The sequence below is a fragment of the Pseudomonas sp. IT-232MI5 genome, from assembly GCF_949767845.1.
Taxonomy (GTDB): domain Bacteria; phylum Pseudomonadota; class Gammaproteobacteria; order Pseudomonadales; family Pseudomonadaceae; genus Aquipseudomonas.
On record NZ_CATKQE010000033.1, the window covers coordinates 211,465 to 223,203 of the forward strand.

11 protein-coding genes are annotated in these 11,739 nt (G+C 58.9%); 4 read left to right on the top strand and 7 right to left on the bottom strand.

The window, feature by feature from the left end; translation table 11 throughout:
* Nucleotides 1–3 precede the first annotated feature (3 nt).
* From ACM6JQ_RS16955 to yddG, 3 genes are all read right to left on the bottom strand, one after another.
* Nucleotides 4–567, bottom strand: coding sequence for a hypothetical protein (locus tag ACM6JQ_RS16955; RefSeq protein WP_095112144.1), 564 nt, complete (start codon nt 565–567; stop codon nt 4–6).
* Between the two features lie 18 nt (nt 568–585).
* The gene (locus ACM6JQ_RS16960; RefSeq protein WP_095112143.1) at nt 586–1,518 is read right to left on the bottom strand and encodes a hypothetical protein; all 933 of its coding nucleotides are present in this window, start codon (nt 1,516–1,518) and stop codon (nt 586–588) included.
* A 91-nt stretch (nt 1,519–1,609) separates the two neighbouring features.
* On the bottom strand, nt 1,610–2,548 hold the full coding sequence (yddG, locus tag ACM6JQ_RS16965) for an aromatic amino acid DMT transporter YddG (protein ID WP_095112142.1): 939 nt from the start codon (nt 2,546–2,548) through the stop codon (nt 1,610–1,612).
* A gap of 279 nt (nt 2,549–2,827) precedes the next feature.
* Here yddG and ACM6JQ_RS16970 point away from each other — a divergent pair, with 279 nt between their 5' ends.
* Nucleotides 2,828–4,171, top strand: coding sequence for an MFS transporter (locus ACM6JQ_RS16970; protein WP_347710353.1), 1,344 nt, complete (start codon nt 2,828–2,830; stop codon nt 4,169–4,171).
* 42 nt (nt 4,172–4,213) lie between these two features.
* Here ACM6JQ_RS16970 and ACM6JQ_RS16975 read toward each other — a convergent pair whose 3' ends face one another.
* Entirely contained in the window at nt 4,214–5,329 is a 1,116-nt protein-coding gene (locus ACM6JQ_RS16975; RefSeq protein ID WP_414894272.1) for a Rieske 2Fe-2S domain-containing protein, read from the bottom strand.
* Nucleotides 5,330–5,413: 84 nt separating this feature from the next.
* Nucleotides 5,414–6,025, bottom strand: coding sequence for a dTMP kinase (locus ACM6JQ_RS16980; protein ID WP_095112140.1), 612 nt, complete (start codon nt 6,023–6,025; stop codon nt 5,414–5,416).
* A 127-nt stretch (nt 6,026–6,152) separates the two neighbouring features.
* Between ACM6JQ_RS16980 and ACM6JQ_RS16985 the strand changes: the two genes are divergently transcribed.
* Both ACM6JQ_RS16985 and ACM6JQ_RS16990 read left to right on the top strand, forming a co-directional pair.
* Nucleotides 6,153–7,286 carry an alanine--glyoxylate aminotransferase family protein gene (locus tag ACM6JQ_RS16985; protein WP_414894273.1) on the top strand — a complete coding sequence of 378 codons (1,134 nt, stop codon included), beginning with the start codon at nt 6,153–6,155 and terminating at the stop codon, nt 7,284–7,286.
* Nucleotides 7,287–7,471: 185 nt separating this feature from the next.
* The gene (locus ACM6JQ_RS16990; RefSeq protein WP_414894274.1) at nt 7,472–8,593 is read left to right on the top strand and encodes an SMP-30/gluconolactonase/LRE family protein; all 1,122 of its coding nucleotides are present in this window, start codon (nt 7,472–7,474) and stop codon (nt 8,591–8,593) included.
* 115 nt (nt 8,594–8,708) lie between these two features.
* On the opposite strand, the gene ACM6JQ_RS16995 is transcribed toward ACM6JQ_RS16990, so the two are convergent.
* A complete protein-coding gene (locus ACM6JQ_RS16995; protein ID WP_095112137.1) occupies nt 8,709–9,218 on the bottom strand; it encodes a nucleoside deaminase in 510 nt (169 codons plus the stop codon).
* Between the two features lie 31 nt (nt 9,219–9,249).
* Nucleotides 9,250–10,581, bottom strand: a complete 1,332-nt coding sequence (locus tag ACM6JQ_RS17000) for a nucleobase:cation symporter-2 family protein (RefSeq protein ID WP_414894275.1) — start codon at nt 10,579–10,581, stop codon at nt 9,250–9,252.
* A gap of 215 nt (nt 10,582–10,796) precedes the next feature.
* On the opposite strand from ACM6JQ_RS17000, the gene ACM6JQ_RS17005 reads away from it, so the two are divergent.
* A complete protein-coding gene (locus ACM6JQ_RS17005; RefSeq protein ID WP_122607364.1) occupies nt 10,797–11,711 on the top strand; it encodes a LysR family transcriptional regulator in 915 nt (304 codons plus the stop codon).
* Nucleotides 11,712–11,739: the final 28 nt, after the last annotated feature.

Here is an 11,739-nt window from a genome sequence, read left to right on the forward strand (position 1 = left end):
CGGTCACAAGCCTTTGGAACATTGATCGGCTTGAAGGAAATCTTTTAGCGAAGCCTGATAAATGGCCAGTGGTCGTTTCTCGGGCTCAAACAGCGCAAACGGAATCATCACGAGATGGGAAACCGTTGTGGCGCTGACTGAGTAAGTTCTTTGCCTGCAAAAGCCGTTATCTTTATTCAGGGTGAAATCAAACTTGTACAGGTCTGGCCTTGTACACCAACTCGGAATCAAACCAAAACTCAACCCCGTCAAATACTCTTGTGTGCAAGCGCCACCCAATGAAAATTCCGAGACTTTGATTTCCAGTGCAGGGAGGCTCGAGGCTACAGGGCTGGAGCTGTGATCCTGTGCATGTGGAAACATGCTTTTTGTCTGCGCGTAGGCGTCTTTGCCAAGGCGACTGTTTTTCCAGGGAGAGTCTATTTCGTAGCTGAAGCTGGAGATGATTTCCTGGGTTGCGGTTCCAGCGTGTTCGTTGATTGTCGGCACGGTCGCATAGGAGGTACATCCTGAACACAGCATCGCAACACTGACGACAACACATCCATGAGTTATTAAGCGGCGCATTCTAAATTTCAGTCCCCACTATTGATCAGCCATTGCACTGGCGTTTTTCTGGCCTGCTTCGGCCAGCTTCTTTTGCACATAAAAAAGCATCAGCACCGAGTTTCTCTGAGCCTGCCGAGACTGTTGTTCGAACAACGCCACAAGCTCTTCTTCACGCTTGCACCCAGCATTGACATTGCCCTTTGCAAATTCGCAGGTACCGTATTGGCCCCAACCTTTGCGGGCTTCATCGGTGTTTCGCGCGGGGTAAACCCAATATGCGTTCCATGCACCGTCGACGACAGGTTTACCGGCCGCGTCTATCTGCTCTATCGCTTGCAAGGTTGCTGTGGCAGCGGCGTCCAGAAAACGTCGAGGGTTGGCATCGGCTTTATCCGCCTCATCACGAAGCGCCTGACACTGCACGTCAGACAAGTCGAACACTGGCAGCGCTTCAATGCTCTCGAACTCATCAAATGGATCGGAATGATTGCCCGGTAACTTTGCGTGGTAAGCCGGCACCACATGGCCGGGGACGCTCATGTCCTGTATGTAATGCAAAACCCTTCCTGCTTGCTCGTAGACCGCAACCGGGTCGGCATCAGGTTTCACCAGCAGCTCGTTCAGCTTCTTGATGCGTTTGTTGAAAATCGCGTCCAGATTGCGCTGGACCAACCAGAGTGGCTCAAGCTTTTCGTTGCGGTTGTAGAAATGCCAGTGGGTGATGCGTTGAAGGATCGTCAACGGGCTTGAGTCTTCTGCGTCCGTTCCATCAGCCAAGGCCTCGCCCAACTGCGCAGGAAGCTTTACTCCCGGGCAGCGCTGAAACGCCTGCGCCGCTTTCAGCGCGTAAGCCGAATGCAGCTCGGGGTTAAAGGCCATGGCCGGGGTTGAGGGGTTGAGCAGCAGTGATAAGCCCAGCACTGCCAAGTAACGGCTCGGGGCTGAACGGTCTACCGGGGTGGCTTCCATGCTGTTGCTCTCCATAAACCCGCGTGATTGGGGGAGACTTGCGTTGCGACGCTAATTTAGCATCCGGTAAGGGAGGCCGCTAAGGCCTGTTTCAGTGAGAGTTCTCGCGCACGCTGACCTTGATCGGTGTTGTCTGGGTTACGTCGCGCTGCCGGGTCGCATGCCAACACAGCAGCGAGCCCACCGTCACCAGCACGGCGCCCTGCCAGAACTGCATCTGCAAACTGACGCCAAGCCACACCGCAGCGAATGCTGACGACAGCACCGGCGCGGAGTAGGACGCGGTCGCCAGCAAGGTCAGGTTTCCCCGCAGGATGCCGATGTTCCAGAGAGCGTAGCCACCGGCCATGGCGATTCCCGCCGCCAGCAGTTCCAAAGAGTTTACCCAAGTGAATGGCGGAATCCGTTCGAGGCTGAGGTACCACTTCAACCACAACACGACGGACGTCAGCACGAAAAACAGCGCCACCAGATTCTGCCCACCGGCATAGCGACGCGTGACATTGCAATACAGGGCAAAGGTAATCGCACAGGTCAATGCAAGGCTGTAGCTCAGCGGGTTGGACTGAACATTGCGCACAATCCCCGGCAACGATAATCCCTCGCTACTGACGACCCACAAGATGCCGAAGATCGCCAGCGCGGAGCCTGGAATGATGAACCAGCGGGTCTTCTGTCCATTCATGACAATCGCCAGCACCACGGTCAGGCACGGCCACAGATAATTGACCACGCCCAGTTCGATGGCTTGATGCCGATCACTGGCGAAACCCAATGCCAACGACAGGCACACCTCATAAGCGACGAACAATGCGCTGCCGAGCAGCAGATAGAGCCTGGAAGTCGAGCGAATCCGCGGGCGGCCGAGGAACACCAGCAACAGCATGGCGCCCAGCGAATAGATCAACGCAGCGCCCCCCAACGGGCCGAAGTGCTCGCTGACGCCTCTGATCAATCCGGCAGCGGTACTCCACAAAACGATCGCCACCAAACCACACACCGTGGCGGCCCGCTCACCCTTGATCAGCATCATGACTCCTGGCACAAAATGGCAAACCGACCGCACAGGCTAACCAGCGCAAGAGGATCAATAAAGGAACATTTTTGCCGTGCAAAGGATGAGCTGTAGTTATGACTCAGCCTTGATTGACCTGCGTCCAACTGTCGCAGCAAACAGCCATTGGAAAATTCCGCGCAAGCCTTAGAATCCGCGCGCTCTTGCAGTCGCCGGATCTGGTGACCGAAACGTATCCAACCGCCCTGCCCGTCTGGCAGGCGCCCGCACCACACACCCCGGCTTGGCAATCGCATGCGCAGAGGCGCACGTTGCGCTGTTCGATCTTTAGAGGTTTTTATGTCTCCGCGTTTGCTGGCCATGGCGCTGGCGCCCCTGCTCGGGCTGTTCATTGTTGCGCTGGGCAACGGTTTCATGTCGTCGCTGACCACCCTTCGACTGGACGCTGCCGGTGCCTCGACCACGATGATCGGTATCGTTTCATCGGCCTACTTCATCGGCCTGACCCTGGGTGCGGTGTTCAATGACCGTTTGATTCTGCGCATCGGCCATATCCGCGCCTACGGCAGCTTTGCTTCGCTGATCGCCGTGACCATCCTGCTGCAAGGGTTGTTCTATGACACCTGGGGCTGGTTCGCCCTGCGCCTGATCAACGGCTGGGCCACGGTCGGTGTGTTTCTGGTGATCGAAAGCTGGCTGCTGCTGGCCGGCGACGCGAAGATTCGTGGGCGCTTGCTCGCGTTGTACATGATCGTCCTGTATGGCGCCGGTGTTCTGGGTCAGGCAACGCTGGGAAAAATCACCGGGTTGAGCGACAGCGCACCGTTCATGGTCGCCGGCATGCTTGCCTCGTTGTCGGTGTTGCCGATCGTGATCCTGCCGCGCGTGTCGCCCTTGCTCGATCAGGTTGAACCGCTCAAGCCAAGGCAACTGTTGGGCGTGACGCCGACCGGGCTGGTCGGCTGTTTCGGTTCGGGTGTGACCATCGCGGCGATTTACACCTTGCTGCCGTTGTATCTGCAACGCAGCGGTCTGAATGTCGGTGAGGTCGGCAGCATGATGGCCTGGACGATCCTCGGCGCGATGCTCCTGCAATACCCGGTCGGACGCTGGTCTGATCGCAAGGATCGCTTGCAGGTGCTGACGATTCTGACAGTGGCGTGCACGGTGTTGTCGCTGTTGATCGTCCTGGTGCCGTTGTCCTCGACAATGCTCGCGGTGATGTTGTTTCTGCTCGGTGGCGGCGTATTCGCGCTGTACCCGGTTGCCGTCAGCCATGCTGCTGACCGTGCGCCTGCCGAAGCCTTGGTGCCGATGATTCAGGGCTTGCTGCTGATCAACTCACTGGGCTCGGCGATCAGCCCGATGATGATCTCGCCGGTGATGAACTCGTTCGGTGCCAATGGTCTGTTCTGGGTGTTTGCGCTGGTCAATCTGTGCATGGTTACCTTCTTCCTGTGGCGCCGTGGCAAACGCCCGGTTCCGGCCAATCCCGCGCCGTTTGCGGCAGCAGCGACGTTCTCACCGACAGGTGCAGAGCTGCGAGTGACCGAGGACTTGCGTCAGGCGGTGCAGGAGCATCCGCCGATGGTGGATGCATTGAGCGGCGAGCCTTCGCCGCAATGTGAGACGCGCTGAGGGTTGCGCCAGTCTGCGTCAAGCGCAGGCTGGCTCGCAGCACTAGTCAGGTTCGTGGGTGATATCCACGAGCGGAATCGGCTCGATCGCCCAAGCGCGAATCTGACGACGTTCAGGGCTGGGTATCGCGCAAGCCTTGCGTCCGGTGAAGTTTCGAGCGAGGCGGTCTTCATCGATCCGCCAACCGCGCTGTTCCAGTGCCTGTACGTCTCGGCGAAAGGCAATCTGCAGCGCGTCGGATTTCAGCGAAACCTCCTGCTGAAAAGAGTCCGGCACACGTTCGGGCCTGACGTTTTTCAGCACGGCATGATCTTGTTCGAAGATACGGATATTGCTCGCAATGAACCTGCGATCCAGCAGCCGTGAGCGCAGGAACGTTCTGCCCATCATCCACCAGGTGCGCGTGCGATTGGCGTCAATCGGGACATGCGCCGAGACGATGTAGATCCGCCAGCCGTTCGGTAATTCAAGTTCCAGCGTTGTACACGGACCGGACAGGTGAAACCCCGGAACAGTCACCACACTGACAAACTCGGTGGAGGATTTACGCCGCAGCAGCCCTTTGCGTGCCGGCCTGCGCATAAGCATTTGCGCGCTGCCGCTCCACGCATCGCTGTCGACCTCGAACGATTCAATCTCGGGATGATCCGGATCACCGAAGGTTGAACCATGGACAAACGGTGCGTGCGCGAAGTCCAGACCGTTTTCAATAATCCGGTCCCAACTGGCCTGCCAGTCAAAGTGGCCCGAGACCACGCGGATGGCGGGATCGTCAACCCAGTCGAGCGTCGGCAACGGCGGACGCTCAGCCTCCGGCAGATCACCTAAAAATGCCCAGATCCAACCGTAGCGTTCAAGCGTCGGGTACGCATCGACGCGAGCCTTGGCGGGAATCCGCAGGTCGGGCTGCGCCGGTATCTGCGTGCAAACGCCGTCACCGCCAAACCGCCAGCCGTGATAGGGACACTGCACGCTGTTGCCGACCTTGCTGCCGGCGGACAGTGAGCCGCCGCGATGCACGCAAATATCCGACAGCACGTGAGCGACACCCGCGTCATCGCGGAACGCCACAAAAGGTTGTCCGAGCAATTGAACCGGCATCAATCCATCAGTCAACTGCGACGATGGGAGAACGACATACCAGAGGTTTGTGAGCATGGGGGGCGTGTGATCCGTCAGTACAGTTAGCTCAGATCAGAGAAACCTGAAATTCAAATTAAACCAGCGCCTGCACATCGACAATCAGCCAAGCACTTTATAGATCTCTGCAACTACCTGAGTCGTTGCGGCTTCGATGGTTCCTTCGTTACGGCACAACACCCAGCCGTTATCGACAACCGCCTGCTCGAACATCTCGCTACAGGTGACGTGCTCTGCGTGTTTCTGGATCACCGTGCCTCCCAGGCCTCGCGATCGTGCCGTCGCCCTCGCCCATGAAATATCCGGCGCGGTGACAACGCCGACATGCAGATCCGGCACGCGCACGCCTCGCTCGATGTTCAACTGCAGAATCTCGGCAAACGGCACGCTATGGCGAAATGCGGCATCCGACGGATACCAGCGGTCGATCAGGATGATGCTGTTCAATGGCTGTTTGGGCAGTACCTCCCGGGAAATCCAGCGACGGCTATCCGCAAGGCGCTGACACACCGCCCACTCCAGATCCCGCGAGGGATGTCTGGCGAGTTGATTGACCAAGGCCATGGTTTCGCCGCGGTACGGATCGCTTTTTTTCTCGCAGAGCCGAATGACTTTGTGCTTGTCTGCCCGTAGTGCGGCGGTGACGGCCTCCAGCAGTGTGGTTTTGCCGGTGCCCTTGGGCCCGTCCAGAGAAATAAACAGCGGCAGCTTCATGGTTCACGCAACGATTGAGACAGTGCTGAGCACTCTAACCTCATTTGCGTAATTCAATGAGCTGTTCCCTGCCCTTTGCCTACACTTGCTTGCCAATGATGTTTAGCCCTCTGCCAAAGGAGTCACCATGTCCAAGCTCTATCCGAGCATCGATCCCGAGGGATTGGTCGAGTATTCCGTGGTCTACACCGACCGCTCGCTCAATCACATGTCGCAGTCCTTTCAAGGCGTGATGAGGAACATTTCCACGACCCTGAAACAGGTCTACAACGCCGAAGCGGTAGCGGTGGTTCCGGGCAGCGGCACATTCGGCATGGAAGCGGTGGCGCGGCAGTTCGCCACCGGCCAGCAGTGCCTGGTGATACGCAACGGCTGGTTCAGTTATCGCTGGAGCCAGATCCTTGATATGGGCAATATTCCGGCGGCCACCACGGTGCTCAAAGCCCGGCCGGTCGAGACGGGGCGCCAGGCAGCCTACGCCCCGCCACCGCTGGACGAAGTGCTGGCGGCCATCGCGGCGCAGAAGCCGAAAGTGGTCTTCGCCCCCCACGTTGAAACTTCATCCGGGATCCTCCTGCCCGACGAGTACCTGCGAGCCGTTGGCGACGCCGTGCATGCGGTGGGTGGTCTGTTTGTGCTGGACTGCATCGCCTCCGGCACGATTTGGGTGGATATGCACAAATGCGCCGTCGACCTGCTGATCAGCGCCCCGCAGAAAGGCTGGAGCGCCTCCCCTTGCTGTGCCCTGGTAATGTTCAGTGCTGGGGCGCTCGAGCGTATCGAACACACGCAAAGCAGCAGCTTCGCCTGCGACCTGAAAAAGTGGCTGCAAATCATGCGGGCCTACGAACAGGGCGGACATGCCTATCACGCGACGATGCCCAGCGATTCACTCGCGCGGTTCAACGACGTGATGAAAGAGACACAAGCGTACGGGTTCGACAAGGTTCGCGATGAACAACAGGCGCTGGGTGATCGGGTGCGTGCGTTGTTGACCGGCAGAGGTTTCAAAAGCGTGGCCGCTGCGGGCTTTCAAGCCCCCGGCGTCGTGGTGAGCTACACCGATGATGCCGATATCAAGAGCGGCAAGAAATTTTCCCAGCACGGCCTGCAGATCGCTGCCGGCGTGCCACTGCAATGCGATGAGCCGGCCGACTTCCAGACCTTCCGCCTCGGGCTGTTCGGGCTGGAGAAGCTGCAGAATATCGAACGCACGGTCAGCCTGCTGGAGCAGGCACTGGATGAGGTGATGGTTGACTAAAAGCTGTCCTTGCCCGCAGGACACGACGTTATCGCTTGCCAATTCTAAGGTGGAGGCCATTATGCTTACTGGCTTCCACTGCTACCTACGCCCATTGGCGTCGCGCAACGAACAACTTGTACGATGTCTTATCACGAGGTATTACTACGTCTCCCACATAAAAATAAAACCACGGAGATCGCTACATGGACTCATCCCTGTCCGCTCGACCTGAAAGCCCTGACCGAGCGCAAGGCAACACCCGCCGCAGCTTCCTGAAAAAATCCCTCGCCGTTTCCGCCACGCTCGCCACCGTCGGCAGCACCGCACTGACGCGGATCGCCGAGGCCGCCGAACCCTTGAGTCAGCGCTACCCAGATCCGCTGATTCACATCCTCGACGACAGCTTCCTCGAGCTACGCGTTTTCAACGCCAGTGTCGAAAAACTTGCCACCGGTATGCGCTGGGCCGAAGGACCGGTCTGGGTCGGTGATGGCCGCTATTTGTTGGTCAGCGACATTCCCAATAATCGCATCATGCGCTGGGACGAAATCACCGATACCTTCTCCGTTTACCGCGAACACTCCAACTTCTCCAACGGCATGTGCCGGGATCGCCAAGGGCGTTTGATCGTCTGTGAAGGCTCTACCACCACCAGCGAAGGCCGGCGCATCACGCGCACCGAAGCCAATGGCACGATCACTGTGCTGGCCGACAGCTTCGACGGCAACCCCTTCAACTCGCCCAACGACATCGTCTGCAAAAGTGACGGATCGATCTGGTTTACCGATCCGCCATTCCAGACCAGCAACAACTACGAGGGTCACAAAATCACCCCGAGCCAACCCCACGCCGTGTACTGCATCGACGGCGAAACTAAAAAAGTTACGCGGGTCATCGACGACCTCAACGGCCCCAACGGCCTGTGCTTTTCTCCCGATGAGAAAACACTGTACGTCGTTGAAGGTCGCGCCAAGCCCAATCGCCTGATCTGGGCTATCGCGGTGAAGGACGATGGCACACTCGGCGAACGCCGCAAGCACATCGAAGGGCTGGACTATGCCGCGATCGACGGCATCAAATGCGACGAAGCCGGCAACCTGTGGTGCGGCTGGGGCGGCAATGGTGATCCCAAAGCCGACCTGGAAAAACTCGACGGCGTGCGCGTTTTCAATCAGCAGGGCAAGGCCATCGGGCACATTTCCCTGCCAGAGCGCTGCCCGAATTTGTGCTTTGGGGGGCGCGAAGGCAATCGGTTGTTCATGGCCAGTAGTCACTCGATCTATTCGCTGTTTGTGAATACCCGTGGGACTACGTTTGCGTTGTAAAAGCGCGGTTCGTCTCGCGATGGATTCGTGAGAATTGCCGCGCATCCGAGAATGCGCGGCATTCAAGCTCGTTTACCGTCCCCGCCTCGCTGGACCTTGTGACGCGGACAGCAGTTTACGACCAGAAGCCTTTATGCGGTGCAGCCGCCTCCCCCTCCAGCATCGGCCCCACCACACTGACCTTACGCTGCCCCTTGGCGAACACCTCGCGGCACGGAAGCGAGAACGTCGGGTTCTCCGGATGATCCCCCGTCAATCCCAGCAAGGCATGCTCCGACAAGGCATAAACCACTCGCCCGATTCCGGTCCAATACACCGCGCCGGCGCACATGCAGCAAGGTTCGGCGCTGGTGTACAGCGTGCACAGTTCCAGCTCTTGCGGCGACAGCAATTTTGCCGCTGCGGCGGCCGCCACCAACTCGGCGTGCTGCGTCGGATCGCCTTCCGGCGGCATCGAGTTATTCCCCGCTTCGACAATCACCTTGCCGTTGCGGTCGGCCACCAATGCCGCGAACGGATGGCGACCGCGTTGTTTCGATGCCTCGGACAAGGCGATGGTCTGGCGCAACAACGCCAGATCCAGATCGCTGACGCCAGCCGGGATGAGCTGAGTGAATTGATTCATGGGTAACTCCTGGGCAGTGGAAAACAAAAGGTCAGTCGGCCAGTTCAGCGCCGAGGGTTTCGGTCGATTTTTTTTCGTTGTTGAGCAGGATGTTGAGGGCGATGGCGGTGATCGCTCCGAGGAAAATCCCGCTGTCGAGCACCAGTTTCAACGTCGGACCGACGTGTTCGAACAGCGCCGGAAAGGACATCGGCAGCACCCCGACACTCACCGAAACCGCAACGATGATGCCGTTGCGCGTCCCCTCGAATTGCACCCGTGACAGTTCTTGAATGCCCGCCACCGTGGTCATGCCGAACATCACGATCGCGCAGCCACCGAGCACTGGCGTCGGCACGGCGGCGATCAACGCGCCGAGTTTGGGGAACAGGCCCATCAGCACCATGATTGCCCCGGCGGCGGCCACGACGAAGCGGCTTTTCACGTTGGAAAGCGCGATCAAACCGGTGTTCTGAGTGAAGGCGTTGTAGGGAAAGCTGTTGAACAAACCGCCGAGCATGGTCGACAAGCCGTCGGCGCGGAACGCGTTGCCGAGAGTCTGTTGCGTGGTCGGTTTGCCGGTCAGTTTGCCGATCGCCAAGCAGTTGCCGGTGGTCTCGGCCATGATCACCAGCATCGCCAGGGTCATGATCAGAATCGGCACCGGTGCGAATTCCGGCGCGCCGAAGGCGATCGGCGCACTCAGCTCAAACCACGCGGCTTCGCTGACCCGATTGAAGTGAGTCATGCCGCAAGCCGCTGCGATCAGACTGCCGACAAACAAGCCGATGAGCACGCTGAGGTTGCCGAGGAAGCCCTTGCATTTGGCATAGATCACCAGCGTCACGCTGACCGTGGCCAGACCCAGCAACAAGTTCGCCGGATTGCCGAAATCCGCCGAGTCGGGATTGCCGCCGCCCAGCCAGATCGCCGCCGCCGGCATCAGCGAGATGCCGATAATGGTGATCAGGCTGCCAATCACCACCGGCGGGAAAAACCGTAGCAAGCGGCTGAACACTGGCGCTAGCGCAATGGTGATAAAGCCCGCGGCAATCACCGCCCCGAAGATCTGGCTGAGTCCGAACTCTTTGCCGATCATGATCATCGGCGCCAGGGCAATAAACGAGCAGCCCTGAATCAGCGGCAGCCGCGCGCCGAACTTCCAGAAGCCGAGGGTTTGAATCAACGTCGCCACACCCGAGGTCAACAGGTTGGCGTTGATCAGCAACACCACCTGCGCCGAGGTCAGCCCCATCGCGCTACCAAGAATCAGCGGCACCGCCACCGCTCCCGCGTACATCACCAGAACATGCTGCAAGCCAAACGTGAACAACTGTCGCAGTGGCAAAACCTCGTCCACCGGATGAATGCGTTGTGGGGTCATTTCACACGCTCCTGAAGGTGCGGCATCTGTTGAGATCGCGGGCATGCTCAGGGGCGTTTGAAAGTCGGATCCGCCCCGGAGATCGTTTGACGCGGGGCCATAGTTGAACGTTTATTGCGATGAACAAAATTAGCAACCATCGCTTTTTTCGATGGCACGAATCTGGCATTGGTTATCTGCTTTAAACCCCCATCCTCGACCCGGGAGTTCACCGCTTGCGCTTCTCACTCGATCAACTGTTGATGTTCGTCCAAGTGGTCAAAAGCGGATCGTTCTCCGCCGCCGGGCGCAAACTAGGCAAGACTCAATCGACCATCAGCGCGGCGATTGCCAACCTCGAAACCGACCTTGGCGTCGACCTGTTCGACCGCAGCAACCGCAGCCCTGCGCTCACCGCCAGCGGCCACAAATTGCTGGTTCAAGCCGAAGCCGTGCTCGAACGCTGCATGACCTTCGAAGCCCACGCCGATTGTCTTTCGGACAACGTCGAAACCAGCCTGACGCTCGCCATTGAAACGCCGTACGGGCCAATCATGCCGGTGCTCAAAGCCTTCGAAGCCGCGTTCCCCTTTGTCGACCTGATCATCCGCCATCCGGTTTACGGCGACGTTAGCGAACTGGTCAGCAGCGGCGAAGCGGTACTCGGTGTGGCGTTCTCACAGCCCGGCTATCCCAAGGAGCTGGCGTTTCAGCAACTGGGCAAACTGATCATGCTGCACGTCTGCCACCCCGAGCACCCATTGGCGCAACTCGATAACGTCACGTTCGACGACCTGCACGTCCATCGGCGCCTGGCCTTCAGCGCCCACGCGAGCAAACTGCCGAGCAGCGAATACCTGCGCTCGACCCAGTTGTGGCAAGCGGAAAGCTATCTGGCGTTACTGGAAATGGTCCGCGCCGGGCTCGGCTGGGCCACCCTGCCCCGCCAGCTCGTTCAGCGCGAACTGGCCAAGGGTGAGCTGGTGGAATTGCAGCTCTCGGCGTATCCGCATACCGACTGGCAGATTGGTGTCGATTTGCTGTGGGCGCGGCAGCGGCCGCTGGGCAAGGCCGAGCGGTGGCTGAAGGAGAAATTGCAGGGCAACAAGGTGTATGAACTGGATCGCAATGGGCAGATCACCACGCTTTGACGTGGGGACAACAAGGCCCGCCAAAGCG

What these genes read in the sequence shown, in the direction of transcription:
- ACM6JQ_RS16955 (WP_095112144.1), bottom strand. Translation starts at nt 567, where the DNA reads ATGCGCCGCTTAATAACTCATGGATGTGTTGTCGTCAGTGTTGCGATG.
- ACM6JQ_RS16960 (WP_095112143.1), bottom strand. Translation starts at nt 1,518, where the DNA reads ATGGAAGCCACCCCGGTAGACCGTTCAGCCCCGAGCCGTTACTTGGCA.
- yddG (WP_095112142.1), bottom strand. Translation starts at nt 2,548, where the DNA reads ATGCTGATCAAGGGTGAGCGGGCCGCCACGGTGTGTGGTTTGGTGGCG.
- ACM6JQ_RS16970 (WP_347710353.1), top strand. Translation starts at nt 2,828, where the DNA reads ATGCGCAGAGGCGCACGTTGCGCTGTTCGATCTTTAGAGGTTTTTATG.
- ACM6JQ_RS16975 (WP_414894272.1), bottom strand. Translation starts at nt 5,329, where the DNA reads ATGCTCACAAACCTCTGGTATGTCGTTCTCCCATCGTCGCAGTTGACT.
- ACM6JQ_RS16980 (WP_095112140.1), bottom strand. Translation starts at nt 6,025, where the DNA reads ATGAAGCTGCCGCTGTTTATTTCTCTGGACGGGCCCAAGGGCACCGGC.
- ACM6JQ_RS16985 (WP_414894273.1), top strand. Translation starts at nt 6,153, where the DNA reads ATGTCCAAGCTCTATCCGAGCATCGATCCCGAGGGATTGGTCGAGTAT.
- ACM6JQ_RS16990 (WP_414894274.1), top strand. Translation starts at nt 7,472, where the DNA reads ATGGACTCATCCCTGTCCGCTCGACCTGAAAGCCCTGACCGAGCGCAA.
- ACM6JQ_RS16995 (WP_095112137.1), bottom strand. Translation starts at nt 9,218, where the DNA reads ATGAATCAATTCACTCAGCTCATCCCGGCTGGCGTCAGCGATCTGGAT.
- ACM6JQ_RS17000 (WP_414894275.1), bottom strand. Translation starts at nt 10,581, where the DNA reads ATGACCCCACAACGCATTCATCCGGTGGACGAGGTTTTGCCACTGCGA.